At 60.9% G+C, this 18496-nt stretch carries 16 protein-coding genes; 3 read left to right on the forward strand and 13 right to left on the reverse strand.

The features are described from left to right. Nucleotides 1-76: 76 nt before the first annotated feature. From AC07YV_RS16075 to AC07YV_RS16095, 5 genes are all read right to left on the reverse strand, one after another. Nucleotides 77-841: a hypothetical protein gene (locus AC07YV_RS16075; protein WP_102700213.1), complete on the reverse strand. Its 765-nt coding sequence runs from the start codon at nucleotides 839-841 to the stop codon at nucleotides 77-79. 482 nt (nucleotides 842-1323) lie between these two features. Continuing rightward, nucleotides 1324-2079: an L-cystine ABC transporter ATP-binding protein TcyN gene (gene tcyN, locus AC07YV_RS16080; RefSeq protein WP_007972898.1), complete on the reverse strand. Its 756-nt coding sequence runs from the start codon at nucleotides 2077-2079 to the stop codon at nucleotides 1324-1326. A gap of 4 nt (nucleotides 2080-2083) precedes the next feature. Beyond that, nucleotides 2084-2749, reverse strand: a complete 666-nt coding sequence (gene tcyL / locus AC07YV_RS16085) for a cystine ABC transporter permease (protein ID WP_007983131.1) — start codon at nucleotides 2747-2749, stop codon at nucleotides 2084-2086. Continuing rightward, a complete protein-coding gene (tcyJ, locus tag AC07YV_RS16090; protein WP_102700214.1) occupies nucleotides 2749-3549 on the reverse strand; it encodes a cystine ABC transporter substrate-binding protein in 801 nt (266 codons plus the stop codon). Before tcyJ ends, tcyL begins: the two co-directional genes overlap by 1 nt. A gap of 300 nt (nucleotides 3550-3849) precedes the next feature. Then, complete coding sequence (locus AC07YV_RS16095) at nucleotides 3850-4842, reverse strand: D-cysteine desulfhydrase (protein ID WP_102700215.1); 993 nt, start codon at nucleotides 4840-4842, stop codon at nucleotides 3850-3852. Between the two features lie 190 nt (nucleotides 4843-5032). Here AC07YV_RS16095 and epsC point away from each other — a divergent pair, with 190 nt between their 5' ends. Then, the gene (gene epsC, locus AC07YV_RS16100; protein ID WP_007972891.1) at nucleotides 5033-5959 is read left to right on the forward strand and encodes a serine O-acetyltransferase EpsC; all 927 of its coding nucleotides are present in this window, start codon (nucleotides 5033-5035) and stop codon (nucleotides 5957-5959) included. A 403-nt stretch (nucleotides 5960-6362) separates the two neighbouring features. After that, complete coding sequence (betT, locus tag AC07YV_RS16105; protein WP_162130348.1) at nucleotides 6363-8318, forward strand: choline transporter BetT; 1956 nt, start codon at nucleotides 6363-6365, stop codon at nucleotides 8316-8318. Between the two features lie 24 nt (nucleotides 8319-8342). On the opposite strand, the gene AC07YV_RS16110 is transcribed toward betT, so the two are convergent. Then, nucleotides 8343-8603, reverse strand: a complete 261-nt coding sequence (locus AC07YV_RS16110) for a hypothetical protein (RefSeq protein WP_041474972.1) — start codon at nucleotides 8601-8603, stop codon at nucleotides 8343-8345. 237 nt (nucleotides 8604-8840) lie between these two features. On the opposite strand from AC07YV_RS16110, the gene mgrA reads away from it, so the two are divergent. Further along, entirely contained in the window at nucleotides 8841-9878 is a 1038-nt protein-coding gene (gene mgrA / locus AC07YV_RS16115) for an L-glyceraldehyde 3-phosphate reductase (protein WP_102700217.1), read from the forward strand. A gap of 136 nt (nucleotides 9879-10014) precedes the next feature. Here the strand turns inward: mgrA and tauD are convergent, their stop codons facing one another. The 7 genes from tauD to AC07YV_RS16150 form a co-directional block, all read right to left on the reverse strand. After that, nucleotides 10015-10866 (reverse strand): taurine dioxygenase, encoded by an 852-nt coding sequence (gene tauD, locus AC07YV_RS16120; RefSeq protein ID WP_102700218.1) that lies wholly within the window; start codon nucleotides 10864-10866, stop codon nucleotides 10015-10017. A 145-nt stretch (nucleotides 10867-11011) separates the two neighbouring features. Continuing rightward, a complete protein-coding gene (gene tauC / locus AC07YV_RS16125) occupies nucleotides 11012-11845 on the reverse strand; it encodes a taurine ABC transporter permease TauC (protein ID WP_102700219.1) in 834 nt (277 codons plus the stop codon). Next, complete coding sequence (gene tauB, locus AC07YV_RS16130; protein WP_102700220.1) at nucleotides 11842-12636, reverse strand: taurine ABC transporter ATP-binding subunit; 795 nt, start codon at nucleotides 12634-12636, stop codon at nucleotides 11842-11844. The genes tauC and tauB overlap by 4 nt, the downstream gene beginning before the upstream one ends. A 16-nt stretch (nucleotides 12637-12652) precedes the next feature. Continuing rightward, complete coding sequence (gene tauA / locus AC07YV_RS16135) at nucleotides 12653-13630, reverse strand: taurine ABC transporter substrate-binding protein (RefSeq protein ID WP_102700221.1); 978 nt, start codon at nucleotides 13628-13630, stop codon at nucleotides 12653-12655. A 234-nt stretch (nucleotides 13631-13864) separates the two neighbouring features. Next, nucleotides 13865-15448 (reverse strand): glutamate--cysteine ligase, encoded by a 1584-nt coding sequence (gene gshA / locus AC07YV_RS16140; protein ID WP_102700222.1) that lies wholly within the window; start codon nucleotides 15446-15448, stop codon nucleotides 13865-13867. A gap of 287 nt (nucleotides 15449-15735) precedes the next feature. Next, nucleotides 15736-16119 carry a PaaI family thioesterase gene (locus AC07YV_RS16145; protein ID WP_007972875.1) on the reverse strand — a complete coding sequence of 128 codons (384 nt, stop codon included), beginning with the start codon at nucleotides 16117-16119 and terminating at the stop codon, nucleotides 15736-15738. Further along, nucleotides 16119-18443: a Tex family protein gene (locus AC07YV_RS16150; RefSeq protein ID WP_102700223.1), complete on the reverse strand. Its 2325-nt coding sequence runs from the start codon at nucleotides 18441-18443 to the stop codon at nucleotides 16119-16121. The genes AC07YV_RS16145 and AC07YV_RS16150 overlap by 1 nt, the downstream gene beginning before the upstream one ends. Between the last annotated feature and the right edge of the window lie 53 nt (nucleotides 18444-18496).

Below are 18496 nucleotides of genomic sequence, written 5' to 3' on the forward strand. Positions count from 1 at the left end.
CTCCTACAGGGTTTATGCCTTAACCCTGTAGGAGCTGCCGAAGGCTGCGATCTTTTGATTTTCTACAGTAACGACATCATCCTCTGTGAGTCTCGGCAGCCTTGAGGTGCTGTTTCTTCGGGACTTTCAGATAAGGATTGGCGCAACCGATCTTCAGCGTGCGGGCCGGTGCCCAGCGGGAGTTGTTGCCCACCCTGTCGAGAATGCAGTACGTCACTTCCAGCCGCAGATCTTCGCCCGCTTCGAGGATGATGGCCGGCGGTATCCAGACCTGGATCGGCTGGCCTACATCGGCGGACTTGAGCGGTGGGAGATCCAGGCGCACATCGCCCCAGCGCAGGGTGATTTCGTCGTCGACGGCCATGTTCAGGTACGGCTCGATGGTCAAGGGAACACCGCGTTTGACCTGGCTCGGATTGACCCCCTGACGGCAAATCGCCTCGGGAATGCTCACTGGTGCCAGGCACTGGTTTTCATCGCCGCACAGCGCCGAGGGTTGGCCGCCTGGACAGTCGAGTTTGATCTGCACGTTTTGACTGGCCGATACCGCCGGGCCCCGGCCAATCTGCATGACCCGGTAGTGAATGCGCGAGGTACCGTTGGCGACAAAACTCTCAGGCACCCGCAACTGCACCGGTCGGCCGACATCGCTGGCCGTCAGCACGCGGGAGGCCACGTAGCAGTTGTCCCAGAACAGTTCGATCAGGTCTCCTGCGTCCATGGCGGGGTAGGGCGCCACATCGATCAGCAGGTGCGCCGCGCAGGTGACGTTGATGCCGGCCTTGTTGGATTGCGCCAGGGTCGGGGCTGCAAGCCCGGATTTGTTCGAGGTGCTATTCATGAAGTCTCCTTGAAGTCTTGCAACGAAGTCCGTTTCTGGAATATCAAAAACCAATAATTGAACAGATAAACCATTCATTACTTTGAGCGGGAATGATGATTTAAGTGTGATGGGTGTCGTTGGTTTGAGACTAGATAAGAGTCAGGGAGATCAGGTGTCAATAAGAATTGTTAGTTATGGGTGGTGTGTGGTGCTATTCAGAAAGTTCCTACGGTTCCAAGTAAGTAAACCATGTCTGTGCGTCGAATTTTTCTGCTGAAAGCACGGAAATATGGGCGAATTGGTGCAGGTCGTGGGCGCCGTTTTACGACAGAGGATCTGGTTGAATTGGCATTGCTTAATTATCGTGACGCATATATTTGTACCGAGCATGCGTACAGGATATGCATGTTTAATAGATGAGTTTGGTTTGGTATTAATGAAGCGTATTTCGAGGGGTATCACTTCCATCCATGGAAGTTTACCGTTGTTGCGCAGGGTTGTTAGTTGTGAGCGTTATTCAGGAACTTGCTCAGGAACTGCCGGGTTCGCTCTTCTTTCGGATTGGCAAACAACGCCTTCGCTTCGCCTTGTTCGACGATCACACCCTTGTCGAAAAACACCACGCGGTTGGCCACGTCCCGGGCAAAACCCATTTCGTGGGTGACGATCACCATGGTGCGCTTCTCTTCGGCCAGGCCGCGGATGGTCGCCAGTACCTCGCCCACCAGTTCCGGGTCGAGGGCCGAGGTCGGCTCATCGAACAGGATCACTTCGGGCTCCATCGCCAGCGCCCGGGCAATCGCCACGCGCTGTTGCTGGCCACCGGAGAGGCGACGCGGGTAAGCGTCCTCCTTGCCTGCCAGACCGACCTTGGCCAAGAGTTTTTTACCCAGGGCTACGGCGTCGGCGTGCGGGGTCTTCTTGACCACGATCGGGCCTTCGATGACGTTTTCCAGGGCGGTGCGATGGGGGAACAGGTTGAAGTTCTGGAACACGAAGCCCACGTGCTGGCGCAAACGTCGCACCAGGCTCTGCTGCTGGTTCAGGGGACGGCTGGTATCGATCTCGATATCGCCGACCTTGATCCGGCCGCTGGTGGGTTCTTCCAGAAAATTCAGGCAGCGCAGAAAGGTGGTCTTGCCCGAACCGCTAGGGCCGATGATCGCGACCACCTCGCCTTCCTTGACCTCAAGATCGATGCCATTGAGCACGACTTGACCCTTGAACTGCTTTGTCAGTTTTTCCACGACAATCATGGGGTCAGGACTCCTGGTCGTGCCGATTGACCCGCGCTTCCAACTGGTTCTGCAGGTGCGACAGCACCGTGGCCAGGACCCAGTAGATCAGTGCGGCGGCAAGATACATGGTGAAGATTTCGAAGGTACGGGCGGTGATCAGCTGTGCCTGACGGAACAGCTCCGGCACCTGGATGGTAGCGGCCAGCGCCGTGTCCTTGACCAGCGAGATGAAGCTGTTGCCCAGCGGCGGCAAGGCGGTGCGCATGGCCTGCGGCAGGATGGCCCGGCGCAGGGTTTGTGCGCGGGTCATGCCGATACTGGCAGCGGCTTCCCACTGGCCACGCTCGATGGAGCTGATCGCGGCACGCAGGATTTCGCAGGCGTAGGCGGCCATGTTCAGCGAGAAGCCGATCAGGGCCGCCGGCAGCGGATCAAGTTCCAGACCCAATTGCGGCAAGCCGTAATAGATCACGAACAGTTGCACCAGCAACGGCGTGCCGCGAAAGAACGACACGTAGATGCGGGCGATCCAGCTCACCAGTTTGAAGCGCGACAGGCGCATCAGCGCCAGGCCGAACCCCATCACCAGGCCGAAGAACATCCCGCCCAGGCTGAGGATGACCGTGTAGTACGCGCCCTTGAGCAGAAAGGGCGCGGAGTCCAGTGCGAGTTGGAAAGCTTCTTCCATTATTGAGTGACGTCAGCGTTGAAGTATTTTTCCGAGAGCTTTTTCAGGGTGCCATCGGCGCGCAGCTTGTCGATTGCCTTGTTCACCGCGGCCAGCAGTTCAGGCTCGCCTTTGCGCAGGGCAATGCCGGCTTCCTGACGGGAGAACGCGTCACCGGCGGCGGTGGTGTCCTTGGCTTTCTTGGCGTATTCCAGCGCGGCCAGGCGGTCGATCAGAATGGCGTCGATACGGCCGACACGCAGGTCCTGGAACTTGGTCGGATCATCTTCGTAGGTGCGGACGTCAGCGGTCGGCACATTGGTTTTCACCCACTCTTCGTAGTTGGTGCCCAGGCCTACGCCGACTTTCTTGCCACCCAGGTCGGCAGCGGTCTTGATGTTCAGCTCGGGGGCCTTCTTGGTCAGCACCAGCGCCTGGATACCGGAAACGGTGTACGGCTCGGAGAAGTCATACTTCTTCTTGCGCTCTTCAGAGATGGTCACCTGGTTGATCACTGCGTCCAGGCGCTTGGACTCCAGGGCCGCGAGGATGCCGTCCCATTTGGTCGGTTGCAGTTTGACCTTGACGCCCAGCTCTTTGGCCAGGGCTTCGGAGAACTCGACTTCGAAGCCGGTCAGTTTGCCGTCGGCATCGACGAAACTGAATGGTGGGTAAGTGCCTTCCAGGCCAACGTTGATCACGCCGGCGTCTTTGATTTTTTGCAGTTGCTCACCGGCAACGGCTTGGCCAATCAGGCCTGCGCTCAGTGCCAGGCCCAGCGAGCCCACCAGCAGATTGCGACGTAGTGCGGAAAAATTCATGACAAGCCCCTGTGTTTTCTTATGGAAGACGCTTTAGGAAAGTTGGCAAATTCGGGAATTCAGCGACAGCGCTATCCTGCCTTAAAGCAGCGTATGCGTCTCTCGGGAAATTCGCCTGTAGCATGACTATATGATGGCGTTTTTAGATTGGAAAATAATAATTCTTCTTCTGGTTATTCCATTTTTGAATAGCTTGCGTTTTTACTGTAGGAGCGAGCTTGCTCGCGATGGTCGTCAACGATAACGCGGGCAACCTGACACCCCGCGGTGCCCTGTCGTCCATCGCGAGCAAGCTCGCTCCTACAGGAAATCCTTATAGGCAAACAACGCCGGCGCCCCGCCAGTGTGCAGGAAGATAATCGGACCTTCGTCGAAACGCTGACGCCCGATCCCGTCCAGCAGGCCTGCCATGGCCTTGCCAGTGTAGACCGGGTCCAGCAGCAAGCCTTCCTGACTCGCCAGCAGCTTCACCGCCGCCAGTGTTCCGGCATTCGGCTCGCCATAACGCGGGGCGAAGTATTCGTCCCACAACTCGACCTTGAAAGCGTCCGGCAGGTCCACGCCCAGCAGCTCGGCAGTGCGTTCGGCCAGGCCTTGTACCTTTGGCCGCTGGTCTTCATCGCTGCGCGAGACCGTCACGCCGATCACTGGCAGATCCGGCAGTGCTTCACTCAAGGCCAGTGCCAGGCCGCTGTGGGTACCGGCACTGCCCGAGGCCAGGACCACGGCGGCGAACGTCAGGCCGGTGTCCTTGATCTGTTCGGCCAGTTCCAGCCCGGCACGTACGTAGCCGAGTGCGCCCAGCGCGTTGGAGCCTCCGATCGGCACCAGGTACGGCTTCTTGCCGTTGTTGCGCAGTCTGTCGGCCAGGGCTTGCAGTTGTTCGTCGGCGTTGTCGAGGTTTTCCACCAGTTCGACCTTGGCATCGAACAGGTCGAGCAGCAGGCGGTTGCCGTTGCCGGTGTAATTGTTGTCATCGGTGCCGAGGGGGTTTTCCAGAAGGGCTACGCAGCCCAGACCCAGTTTCGCCGCAATGGCAGCCGTCTGGCGCACGTGGTTCGATTGCAGCGCGCCGGCGGTGATCAAGGTGTCGGCACCCTGGGCCAGCGCATCGGCGGCCAGGTATTCGAGTTTGCGCAGCTTGTTGCCGCCCATTGCCAGCGGCGTCAGGTCATCGCGTTTGACGTACAGGTCGCGACCCAGCCAGGTCGACAGACGTTCGAGTTTTTCCAGGGCGGTGGGTTGACCGAGCAGGTCGAGGCGGTTAAAGCGGGCGAGCTGTTGTTTGATCATGGGTCCGTACTGGCCGTGGAAGATCTCAGGACTATAGGCACGCGAAAAAGGCTGGGCAACCGTCAACTGCTTATAGCTAATCGTAATGAGCACAGCATTATTGGTTCTTAATTTGCCCCGCTGCCCTTGCCGTAAAGTAATCGCCGTCAGTGCGGCCAGACAGTCCGGTCGCCCGTGAGGAGTTTTTACCGTGAGTGAGCGTTCCAGCCATTGGCAATTGCAGACCATCGTCAGCCAGCTGCGCACCGCGCGTGAGCAGTGGCGAGCGCAAAATGGCCGGGCCAGTACCGAGCAGGGCGGTCGCGAGCTGCCCTCCCGAGCGGCCATGGCAGAGATTCTCGAAGCCTTGTGCGGTGCGCTGTTCCCGATGCGCCTGGGGCCGGTTGACCTGCGCGAAGAGAGTGAAGACTTCTACGTCGGCCACACGCTGGATGTGGCGTTGAATGCGCTGTTGGCCCAGGCGCGACTCGAATTGCGCTATGCCGCGCGCCACAGTGCCCAGGCCGATACCGAAGTCGAAGCCAAGACCATCCAGATCATCCAGGACTTCGCCCTCGCCCTGCCGGGGTTGCGCAGCCTGTTGGACACCGACGTACTGGCGGCCTATCACGGCGACCCGGCGGCACGCAGTGTCGATGAAGTGCTGTTGTGCTACCCGGGGATCCTGGCGGTGATTCACCATCGGTTGGCTCACCATTTGTACCGTGCCGGGCTGCCGTTGCTGGCGCGGATCAGCGCGGAAATCGCCCACTCGGCCACTGGCATCGACATTCACCCCGGCGCGCAGATCGGCCGCAGTTTCTTCATCGACCATGGTACCGGCGTGGTGATCGGCGAAACCGCGATCATCGGCGAGCGCGTGCGGATTTATCAGGCCGTGACCCTGGGCGCCAAGCGCTTCCCGGCGGACGAAGACGGTCAGTTGCAGAAGGGGCAGCCGCGGCATCCGATTGTCGAGGATGACGTGGTGATTTATGCCGGGGCGACGATCCTGGGGCGGATCACCATCGGCCAGGGTTCGACCATTGGCGGCAACGTCTGGCTGACCCGCAGCGTGCCGGCGGGCAGCAACCTGACCCAGGCGAATCTGCAGCATGAAGATGGGGCGCAGAAGTAGCCTCCTGAATCTTCTTTGACTAGTCTGGCCTCATCGCGAGCAAGCTCGCTCCCACAATGTTTTTCGTCGTTCACAACGCTTGCGTCCGGCGCAAATCAACTGTGGGAGCGAGCTTGCTCGCGATTGGATTTCAAGCCGAATCGAGCCAGTGGCCCTGATCCAATCCCGCGTCAACCTCTTGCTTGAGCTAGCGTACAACCACTACCGCCGAGCCCTGCGATTAGTCCTTAGCCCCCTATCCATGTTTAACTTGAACGTTCATTCAAGTTAAACCGGTGGTTCGCCGCCCGCTCACAACAGGAGGCTTGCCTTTGCTGAGTCCGATTTCTACAGCCACGTTTTACCCCTTCGAGGTGCACCGTACATGAGTGCATCGTCCATCCCTCCAAGCGGCCTGGTCCGCATGAATCCGCCGGTGTTCTGGTTCTCGGCGAGTTTCATTCTGTTGTTTGGTGTCGTTGTCATCGCCATGCCCGAGCAGGCCGGTGCCTGGTTGCTGGCGGCGCAAAACTGGGCGGCCAACACGGTCGGCTGGTATTACCTGCTGGCGATGACCCTGTATCTGGTCTTCGTGGTGGTCACCGCCTTGTCCGGCTACGGCAAGATCAAGCTCGGTGCCGACCACGACGAGCCCGAATTCAGCTATTTGTCATGGGCCGGCATGCTGTTCGCCGCGGGGATCAGCATCACCCTGTTTTTCTTCTGTGTGTCCGAACCGTTGACCCACATGCTGCAGCCGCCGCAAGGCGAGGCCGGCACGGCGGACGCGGCGCGTCAGGCGATGCAGATTCTGTTTTTGCACTGGGGTTTGCATGGCTGGGGCGTGTTCGCCTTTGTCGGTATGGCGCTGGCCTATTTCGCCTATCGCCACAACCTGCCGCTGGCCCTGCGCTCGGCGCTGTATCCGCTGATCGGCAAGCGCATCAATGGCCCCATCGGCTACGCAGTGGATGGCTTCGGCATCATCGCCACGGTGTTCGGCCTCGGCGCGGACATGGGCTTTGGTGTGTTGCACCTCAATTCGGGCCTGGATTACCTGTTCGGCATCGCCCACACCCAGTGGGTTCAGGTCGGCCTGATCACCCTGATGATGGGCGCGGCGATCATCGTTGCGGTGTCGGGCGTCGACAAGGGCGTGCGGGTCATGTCCGACATCAACATGCTGCTGGCCTGTGCGCTGTTGCTGTTCGTGTTGTTTGCCGGGCCCACGCAGCACTTGCTCAACACCCTGATCCAGAACCTCGGCGATTACCTCGGCGCCTTGCCGATGAAGAGTTTCGACCTCTATGCCTACGATAAACCCAGCGACTGGCTGGGCGGCTGGACGGTGTTCTATTGGGCCTGGTGGATCGCATGGTCGCCGTTCGTGGGCTTGTTCATCGCGCGGATTTCCCGTGGCCGCACCATCCGCGAATTTGTCTTCGGTGTGCTGCTGATTCCGCTCGGCTTCACCCTGGCGTGGATGTCGATCTTCGGCAACAGCGCCATCGATCAAGTGCTCAACCACGGCATGAGCGCGCTCGGCATGTCGGCTATCGACAATCCGTCGATGACGCTCTACCTGCTGCTGGAAACCTACCCGTGGAGCAAAACCGTCATCGCGGTGACGGTGTTCATCAGCTTTGTGTTCTTCGTCACCTCCGCCGACTCCGGCACCGTGGTGCTGTCGACGCTGTCCGCGAAAGGCGGCAATCCCGATGAAGACGGGCCGAAATGGCTGCGGGTGTTCTGGGGCGCAATGACCGCACTGGTGACCAGCGCGCTGCTGTTTTCCGGCAGCATCGATGCGTTGAAGTCGGCGGTGGTCCTGACTTCGTTGCCGTTCTCGCTGATCTTGCTGTTGATGATGTGGGGGCTGCACAAGGCGTTTTATCTGGAGTCGCAGAAGCAGATTGCGCAGATGCATTCGCTGGCGCCTGTGTCCGGGTCACGACGCGGCGGCTGGCGGCAACGCCTGAGTCAGGCCGTGCATTTCCCGTCGCGAGACGAGGTTTATCGCTTCCTCGATACGACGGTGCGACCGGCCATTGAGGAAGTGTCGGCGGTGTTCCGCGAAAAGGGGCTGCACGTGGTCATGCACCCGGACCCGGCCCATGACAGCGTCAGCCTGGAAATCGGCCACGGCGATCAGCACCCGTTTGTTTATCAGGTGCAGATGCGCGGCTATTTCACGCCTTCGTTTGCCCGTGGCGGCATGGGTTCCAAGCAACTCAACAATCGCCGTTACTACCGGGCCGAAGTGCATCTGAGCGAGGGCAGCCAGGATTACGACCTGGTGGGCTACACCAAGGAACAGATCATCAACGACATCCTCGACCAGTACGAGCGGCACATGCAGTTCCTGCATCTGGTGCGTTGATCGAGGGCAGGGCGCCGGGGCTTTTCAGCTCTCGGCGCTCAGCACCATGAACAACACCAGCGCCGCCACCGGAATGCTGAACACCATCGTGCCGATCCCCAGCTCCGTACTCAACGACTGGCCGGCCGTCACCACGCCGATGGCGCCGTTGATCACCGTCAGCGCCAGCCACAGGATCACGAAACTGTAAGTGAGTGTCTGGCGGCTGAAGCCGAGTTTCTCGCCGATGAACAGCATCATCGCAAGCAGGGCCAGGCCGAAGGTGATGATGATGGTGGTGTGCATGGCTTATTCCATCCTTGCGATCGTTATCGCTTCTTCGTTGCTTTGGCGACTGTGTTCCTGTGGACCCGGATCACGCAAGTCTGTCGCTGTTCTGTTCGATTGTGCGGGCAGAATGAATTTCTGTGAAACGTTTCAGCATTTAGTCGAATCCCGGGTTTTCTGGCGTTGATCCGGGCGTATGCTGGGCGCCTGGCGAAGCAGTCGATACCAGATTCAAGATAGACAAGAGAGGATTCGATGACCTACACCGCTGCCGAAAACCGCTACGACTCCATCCCATACCGCCGCGTGGGCCGCAGCGGGCTGGTGCTGCCTGCGCTGTCGTTGGGCCTGTGGCACAACTTCGGTGACAGCACGCCGATCGATACCCAGCGCGCTTTGCTGCGCACGGCGTTCGACCTGGGGATCAACCATTTCGACCTGGCCAACAACTACGGCCCGCCCTATGGCAGTGCCGAAATCAACTTCGGCCGATTGCTGCGTGAAGACTTCAAGCAGTACCGCGACGAACTGATCATTTCCAGCAAGGCCGGTTGGGACATGTGGCCGGGGCCTTACGGTCAGGGCGGCGGTTCGCGCAAGTACGTGCTGGCCAGCCTCGACCAGAGCCTGCAGCGCCTGGGTGTGGACTATGTCGACATCTTCTATTCCCACCGTTTCGACCCGGACACGCCACTGGAAGAAACTGCCAGTGCGCTGGCCACCGCGGTGCAGCAGGGCAAGGCGTTGTACATCGGCATCTCGTCTTATTCCGGGGTGAAAACCCGCGAAATGGCGGCGCTGCTCAAAGAGTGGAAAGTCCCGCTGCTGATCCACCAGCCGGCCTACAACCTGCTCAATCGCTGGGTGGAAAAAGACCTGCTGGACACCACTGACGAACTCGGCACGGGTGTGATTGCGTTCACGCCGCTGGCGCAGGGATTGCTGACCGACAAGTACCTCAACGGCGTGCCGGCGGATGCGCGGGTCAATCGCCCGGGTGGTGGTTCGTTGCAGGCATCGCACTTGTCCGAGGCCAACATCGCCCAGGTGCGCGCACTCAACGAAATCGCCAGGCGTCGTGGCCAGAGCCTGGCGCAACTGGCGCTGGCGTGGACCCTGCGCGATCCACGGGTTACTTCGGCATTGATTGGCGCGAGCCGGCCGGAGCAGATCATCGAGAACGTCGGGGCGTTGAAGAACCTGAGCTTCAGCGCAGAGGAACTGGCGGAGATTGACCGGTTTGCCCAGGAGGGCGGGATCAATCTTTGGGAGAAGCCTTCGATGGCTGAGTAAGAGTCAGGCGCCGGGTCTTCTGGTGCCTGTCCTGGCCTCATCGCGAGCAAGCTCGCTCCCACAGGTTGGTGGTCGACACAAATCCAATGTGGGAGCGAGCTTGCTCGCGATGAGGCCTGAACAGGCAATGAAAATGTCAGGGATTCACCGAAAAAAACGGCACATCCCCCAACACCGTTGCCCGCTGCATCACCCGCCGCGCGGGCCGGTAATCATCCACCGCGTAATGCTGGGTCACGCGGTTGTCCCAGAACGCAATGTCGTCCTGCTGCCAGCGCCAGCGGATGGTGAATTCAGGTCGCGTGGCGTGGGCAAACAGAAACTTCAGAATCGCCTCGCTTTCGGTTTCCGACAATTCGTTGATCTTCGAGGTGAAGCCTTCGTTGACGAACAGCGAGCGGCGACCGCTCACCGGGTGTGTGCGAATCACCGGGTGTGACAGCGGCGGATTCTTGCGCCGTGCTTCTTCCCACTGGGCCAGCGCTTCCGGCGTGTTGCCATAGCGCTCCAGCGGGAACGAACGGGTGAAATCGTGGGTGGCGGTCAGGCCTTCGAGCAAGGTTTTCACCGGTGCCGACAGCGCCTCATACGCGGCAATTCCGCTGGCCCACAGGGTGTCGCCGCCAAACTCCGGCAGCAGCTTGGCGCTGAGCACCGCGCCCATGGCCGGGGTCGGCAGGAAGGTCACGTCGGTGTGCCAGATCGCGTTATCGCGTACGTCGGTGACGGCGGTGTCGAGGATCAGCACTTCCGGTTGTTCCGGCACATTGGGGTAGATCGGGTGAATGTGCAGGTCGCCGAAATTCGCGGCGAATCGCGCCTGTTGCTGTGGCGTGATCGGCTGGTCGCGGAAGAACAGGACCTGATGCTTGAGCAGCGCCTGCTCGATGGCGTCGCGATGTTCCGCGCTCAGCGGCTGGCTGATGTCGACGCCGCTGATTTGTGCGCCGAGGGCAGAACTCAAAGGGACGATGGTCAACTGGCTCATGGTGGTTCTCATTGATCCGGGGTGTCGAGCTTTTGTGGGAGCGAGCTTGCTCGCGATAGCGGACTGTCAGGCGACACAAGTGTTGAACGTGCAACCGCCATCGCGAGCAAGCTCGCTCCCACAGGGGTACTCACAGGGCAATTATTCAGTGGGCCTGACCATGCCACGGCACCAGTTTGCGTTGCAGGGCGCGCAGGCCCATTTCCATCGCAAAGGCGATCAGTGCGATCACCAGAATCCCCAGCACCACCACATCGGTGACCAGGAACTGTGCGGCCGATTGCACCATGAAGCCCAAACCGCTGGTGGCGGCGATCAATTCGGCGGCGACCAGGGTCGACCAGCCGACACCAAGACCAATGCGTACCCCGGTCAGAATGTCCGGCAAGGCACTCGGCAAAATCACGTGACGAATCAACTGCGCGCGAGTGGCCCCCAACGACTGCGCGGCACGCAGTTTGGCCGGGTCGACCGTGCGCACGCCGGTGGCGGTGGCGATGGCAATCGGGGCGAAGATCGCCAGGTAGATCAGCAGCACTTTCGACAGTTCGCCGATGCCGCACCAGATCACGATCAGCGGCAGGTAGGCCAGTGGTGGAATGGGGCGGTAGAACTCGATCAGCGGGTCGAGCACGCCACGGGCGATACGGTTGGCGCCGATGGCGATGCCCACCGGCACGGCGGTGAGAATCGCAAAGCCGAGGCCCAGGCCGATGCGGCTCAGACTCGCGCCGAGGTGCTGCCACAGGGTTGAGTCCATGTAACCCGAGGTCGCCAGCAGCCAGCCTTTTTGCAGCACGGCGGAAGGTGGCGGCAGGAACAGCGGCTCGATCAAACCGGTCGCCGTCACGGCCCACCAAATGACAATGAGCGCGGCCAGTGTCAGCACGCTGATCCAGCGAGTGCTCAAGCGGCGTCGTGCCGCAGGCACAGGCGTGCCTGGCTTGATCGCGGCGACGGGAATTTCGTAACTGCTCATGCGCGCTCCTGCCGCTGGGCGGCGCTGCGTTGGGAGAACACTTTGGCGAGTACGTGTTCGCGGGTTTCGATAAAACGCGGATCGGATTTGATTGAGCGGGCCGACTCGCCAGCGGCATAACGCTGACCGAAATCGAGGCTCAGGCGCTCGACGATTTGCCCGGGGTTCGGCGCCAACAGAATCAGGTCGGTGGCGAGGAACACGGCTTCTTCGATGTCGTGGGTAATCAGGAACACCGGTTTGGCGGTGCGTTGCCAGACTTGCAGCAACAGCTCCTGCATCTGCTCGCGGGTGAAGGCATCCAGGGCGCCGAAAGGTTCGTCCATCAGCAACACGCGCGGGTCGGCAGCGAGCGCGCGGGCCAAGCCCACACGCTGCTTCTGGCCGCCCGAAAGCTGCCAGATGCGACGTTGTTCAAAACCAGAAAGGTCGACCAGGGCGAGCATTTCCCGGGCACGCGCTTCGCGTTTGTCCCGGGCAATACCGGCCAGCTCCAGGCCGAAGCCGACGTTGGCCAGCACGTCCTGCCATGGCAGCAGCGCGTCGTCCTGGAACACCACGCCGCGCTCGGCGCTCGGGCCTTTGACCGGCACGCCGTCGAGGGTGATGCGCCCGGCGCTGGGTTCGACGAAACCGGCAATCAGGTTCAACAGCGAAGTCTTGCCACTGCCGGACGGGCCGAGGGCGACCAGCAATTGCCGGGGCCCCAGGCTCAGGGAGATATCCGCCAACACCGGTTCCGGGTTGCCGGGGTACTGTGCGCTGATACGCTCCAGCTGTAGCAAAGCCATCGCAGTCAACTCCCGATCAATTGGTGATGAACTTGGCGCTGACGTACGGCGCGTAGTCCGGCAGGACGGCCTCGACCTTGCCTTGTTCCTTGAGGAACGTCGCGGTGTCGGTGATGGCTTTGGTCGTCGGCGCGCCGAGGGTGAGCACCTGGTCAGCCGCCAGCGGGTAGACGTTGCCTTGCAGCAGCAGCGGAATATCGCTGGCCTTGGCGCCGGACAGTTTTACCAGCTTGTCGACGTTGCCCTGGTTGGCGAGCCAGGCTTGTGGGTCTTTGCGGTAGTCGGCGTAGGCGTCGAGGGTGACTTTGGCGAACGCGGTGACGATCTCCGGATGCTTCTCGGCGAAATCCTTGCGCACGATCCAGGCATCGAAGGTCGGAGCACCGAACTTGGCCAGCTCGCCAGAGGTGATCAGGACCTTGCCATTTTCCTTGGCCACGCCGAGAGCTGGATCCCAGACGTAGGTGGCGTCGATGTCACCGCGTTTCCAGGCGGCGATGATCGCCGGTGGCGCCAGGTTGAGAACGGTGACTTTCGAGGGATCGATGTTCCAGTGCTTCAGTGCCGCGAGCAGGCTGTAGTGGCCGGTGGATACAAACGGCACGGCGATTTTTTTGCCGATCAGGTCTTGCGGGGTCTTGATCCCGGAGCCGTCGCGGGCGACCAAGGCTTCGGCGGCGCCGATCTGGGTGGCGATGAGGAAAGTTTCCACCGGGACTTTGCGAGTGATTGCAGCGGTCAGGGGGCTGGAACCGAGGTAGCCGATCTGCACGTCGCCGGAGGCGATGGCGGCGATGATATCGGCACCGTTGTCGAATTTGCGCCAGCTGATATCGGCCTTCGTGGCCTTTTCGTATGCGCCGTCGGCCTGGGCGACTTTCGCCGGGTCAACGGTGGTCTGGTAGGCGACGGTGACGTCGGCCGCCTGGGCAAAGAAAGTCGCGGTAGCCAGGGTTGCGGCCGCCAGCAAGCGTAGAGGGAAAGTCAGTTTCATCAGAAAGCTCCTTGTCAGGCGACCGAATGTCGGCGTGAGAAAGAGACTAAATGATCTAAGAATTCGAAAATAAATAACTTTTTCGAATTAGCTTATGAGCGGGCAATGTTAAAGGATCAAAAGATCGCAGCCTTCGGCAGCTCCTACAGAGGCAGCGTACGGCCAAAAAAAATCGCAACCTGCGAGACTCCGTGTAGGAGCTGCCGAAGGCTGCGATCTTTTCGGGGCTACGAATTAATTACTGATCGCCAGAATGCTCGCCTGGTAAGCCCCGACAAACACATCGAAATCACCGACTTCGTTCTGTTCCAGCTCAGCCTGCTCAGCCAGCGACGAACGCGCCCGATCTTCAAACTGCGCTTGTTCCTCAGCCGCCAACGGCTCGCTGCGGAAGAACTCGGCGTGCACCTGGCTTTGGCGCAGGGAGAACTGGGCAAAGCTCTCCTTGTGCTCGGCCATGGCCGCCAACACCTGGGCCGACGGCGTCAGGGACGGGTCCCGGACCTTGGCCATCTGGGCGTCCAGCGCCTTGCTGTGGGCATCGCCGCCGTGGCTCTGGTCGAGCATCGCCGCCAGCGGAGCGATTTTTTCCAGCAGCTCACCGGCCCATTCCTTCAGATCAACCGGCTGACCGTCGCGTTGCAGTTGCAGGCCTGGACGACGACCTTCCTTGACCACGCTGAGGAAGTTCGAGGTCGCGTTGCCGCAGCTGGTGTTGGTCAGCAGCGGGCTTTCGTTGAGCGCGCAGTACAGCAGGAACGCATCGAGGAAGCGCGACTCGGTAAGGTCGATGCCCATCGGCAGGAACGGGTTGATGTCCAGGCATCGCACTTCGACGTACTGGATGCCCCGGGCCATCAGCGCCTGGATAGGGCGTTCACCGGTGTAGGTCACGCGTTTCGGACGGATGTTGGAGTAGTACTCGTTTTCGATCTGCAGGATGTTGGTGTTGAGCTGTACCCACTCGCCATCCTGGTGGGTGCCGACTTCGACGTAGGGTGCGTACGGCGTGGCCACCGCTTTGCGCAGGCTGTCGGTGTAGCTGTTCAGATCGTTGTAGCACGGCGTCAGGCCGGCCTGGGCGTTGCTCTGGTAACCCAGGTCGCTCATGCGCAGGCTGGTGGCGTAGGGCAGGTACAGGGTGTGCGGGTCCAGCTGTTCCAACTGGTGCGAACGACCGCGCAGGAAGCCGGCATCCAGCGCTGGCGACGCACCGAACAGGTACATCAGCAGCCAGCTGTAGCGGCGGAAGTTGCGGATCAGCGCGATATAGGACGACGACTGGAAATCGCGGTCGCTGCCGACAAAGCCTTCGGCCTGCCTGAGCAGCGGCCAGAGTTTTTCCGGCAGGGAAAAGTTGTAGTGGATGCCGGCAATGCATTGCATGGTCTTGCCGTAACGCAGGGCCAGGCCCTTGCGGTACACGTACTTGAGCTGCCCGATGTTGGACGTGCCGTAATAGGCGATCGGGATGTCTTCCTCGGCCGGCAACGGGCACGGCATCGATGGGCTCCACAGGTACTCGTTGCCGAGCTTGCTGTAGGCAAAACGGTGAATGCTGTCCAGGCTCGCCAAGGTGTCCGCCGGGTCGGGCAGGGCCGGCGTGATGAACTCCAGCAGCGACTCGGAGTAGTCGGTGGTGATCTGTTCGTTGGTCAGCGCGGAACCCAATTCTTCCGGGTGCGGCGTTTGCGCCAGGCGACCTTCGCCGGTCACGCGCAGGCATTCACGTTCGATGCCGTGAAGGCACTGTTCGAGCAGAGAGAGGTTAGCGCGCTCGCCGAGCAGGGCCAGGCGGCGGTTGAGAAGTTCGCTCAAGTTGGATTCCTTCACGCGTCAGTCGCCCCAATATGGGGGTGGGCAAGACGGTCTACAAGGGTGAAGTTAAAACTGGCGTTTTCGCCTCGTTTTGGCGCCGCACAGGCCTCATGCCGATCGGTCAGGAATTGCACAATCCCTGTGGGAGCGAGCCTGCTCGCGAAGAGGGAGTATCAGTCAGCATCGACTTCGACTGACACATCGCCTTCGCGAGCAGGCTCGCTCCCACAGGAAACTCCGACGCTGCGGTCACAACGCCGAAATTAACTCAAATTGATGACGACTAGCTACAGGACAGCGAACGTGCCTTGTGCTTTTGCGACCAGTTTGTCGCCCTGCATCACATCAGCCTCGACCACCAAGGTGCGGCGACCCGGGTGGATCACCCGCGCCGTGCACATCACCTCGCCGTCAGAGACGGCGCGGATGTAGTTGATCTTGCACTCGATGGTCGCGCTCTGCTGGTCAAAGCCGTGGGTGCTGGAGCAGGCCAGCCCCATGGCAATGTCCACCAGGCTGAACAAGGCCCCGCCGTGGAGCTTGCCACCGCGATTGCGCAGCTCGGGTTCCAGCGCCAGGGCGACTTGCGCCACCCCGGTTTCCAGGCTGTGCAAGCGGCAGCCCAACAGCTTGAAAAACGCGCTTTCGGTCAGCCCGGCGGGAATGTCCATCAGCGTTTCTTCAACTGCTTGGCGTTGGCGAACAGCGAAGCCATGGCGTTGTTGCTCGGTGCTGCTGCCGTGGTTTCCTTGCGCGGTGCAGTGTTCTGGGATTGGCGTGGCGCCGACCCCGGACGCGCGCCGCGAGCGCCGTCGATTTTCTCGCCCGGGGTGTCGCTCATGCGCATCGACAGGCCCACGCGTTTGCGCGGGATGTCGACTTCCATGACCTTGACTTTCACCACGTCACCGGCCTTCACCGCTTCCCGTGGATCCTTGATGAACTTCTCCGAAAGCGCGGAGATATGCACCAAACCGTCCTGATGCACGCCGATATCGACGAAAGCACCGAAGTTGGTCACGTTGGTCACCACGCCTTCGAGGATCATGCCCAGTTGCAGGTCCTTGAGGTCTTCGACGCCTTCCTGGAACTCGGCGGTCTTGAACTCTGGGCGCGGGTCACGGCCGGGCTTATCCAGTTCCTGAAGGATGTCGGTGACCGTTGGCAAACCGAAGGTTTCGTCGGTGAATTTTTTCGGGTCCAGGCGCTTGAGGAAACCACTGTCGCCAATCAGCGAACGAATATCGCGATCGGTCTCGGCGGCGATACGCTGCACGAGTGGATAGGCTTCCGGGTGCACCGCGGAGGCGTCCAGGGGATTGTCTCCGTTCATCACGCGCAGGAATCCGGCGGCCTGTTCGAAGGTTTTTTCACCGAGGCGCGCGACTTTCTTCAGCGCAGCGCGGGTCTTGAACGCGCCATGCTCGTCGCGGTGGCTGACGATGTTCTGCGCCAGGGTCGCGTTGAGTCCGGAAATCCGTGCCAGCAACGCCACGGAAGCCGTGTTCACGTCGACGCCGACGGCGTTCACGCAGTCCTCGACCACAGCATCCAGGCCACGGGCCAGTTTCAGCTGCGACACGTCATGCTGGTACTGGCCGACACCGATGGATTTCGGATCGATCTTCACCAGTTCGGCCAACGGATCTTGCAGGCGACGGGCAATCGATACGGCGCCACGGATCGACACGTCGAGGTCCGGGAATTCCTTGGAGGCCAGTTCCGACGCCGAGTAAACCGATGCACCGGCCTCGGAGACCATGACCTTGGTCATCTTCATCGCTGGATATTTTTTGATCAGCTCGGCGGCGAGCTTGTCGGTCTCGCGGCTGGCGGTACCGTTGCCGATGGCGATCAGGTCCACCGAATGCTTGGCGCACAGGGCGGCGAGTACGGCGATGGTCTGGTCCCACTTGTTGTGCGGCACGTGCGGGTAAACCGTGGCGTGATCCAGCAGCTTGCCAGTGGAATCAACCACCGCCACCTTGCAGCCGGTGCGCAGGCCAGGGTCGAGACCCAGCGTGGCGCGCGGGCCGGCCGGGGCCGACAGCAGCAGGTCGTGCAGGTTGTGGGCGAACACGTTGATCGCTTCGGTTTCCGCGCCATCGCGCAGTTCGCCCAGCAGGTCGGTTTCCAGATGGGTGTAGAGCTTGACCTTCCAGGTCCAGCGCACCACTTCGCCCAGCCATTTGTCGGCGGCGCGGTTCTGGTTCTGGATGCCGAATTGCTGGCCGATCATGCCTTCGCACGGGTGCATGGTGCCCGGCAGTTCGTCGCCGACTTTCAGCGCGGAACTGAGGATGCCTTCGTTGCGGCCACGGAAAATCGCCAGCGCGCGGTGCGACGGCATGCTTTTCAGTGGTTCGTCGTGTTCGAAGTAGTCGCGGAACTTGGCGCCTTCCTCCTCCTTGCCGGCAATCACGCGGGCACTGAGGGTGGCTTCCTGCTTGAGGTAGTTGCGCAGCTTGTCCAGCAGGCCGGCGTCTTCGGCGAAGCGCTCCATGAGGATGTACTTGGCGCCTTCGAGGGCGGCCTTCACATCGGCCACGCCTTTTTCGGCGTCGATGAAACGTGCGGCTTCGGTTTCCGGGCTCAGGGACGGGTCGTTGAACAAGCCGTCGGCCAGTTCGCCGAGGCCGGCTTCCAGGGCGATCTGGCCCTTGGTGCGGCGCTTCTGTTTGTACGGCAGGTACAAGTCTTCGAGGCGGGTCTTGGTGTCGGCGAGCTTGATGTCGCGTTCAAGTTGCGGCGTCAGCTTGCCTTGCTCTTCGATGCTGGCGAGGATGCTGATGCGCCGTTCGTCGAGTTCTCGCAGGTAGCGCAGGCGCTCTTCCAGATGACGCAATTGCGTATCGTCGAGGCTGCCGGTCACTTCTTTCCGGTAACGGGCGATGAAGGGAACGGTAGAGCCTTCATCGAGTAGCGCGACGGCCGCTTCGACCTGTTGTGGGCGTACACCGAGTTCCTCGGCGATGCGGCTGTTGATGCTGTCCATAAAACCACCTGACAAATTGTGAAAGCAGGCTCGCAGGCGCAAGGATAAGGGCT

This window comes from Pseudomonas sp. GW456-E7, assembly GCF_059424105.1.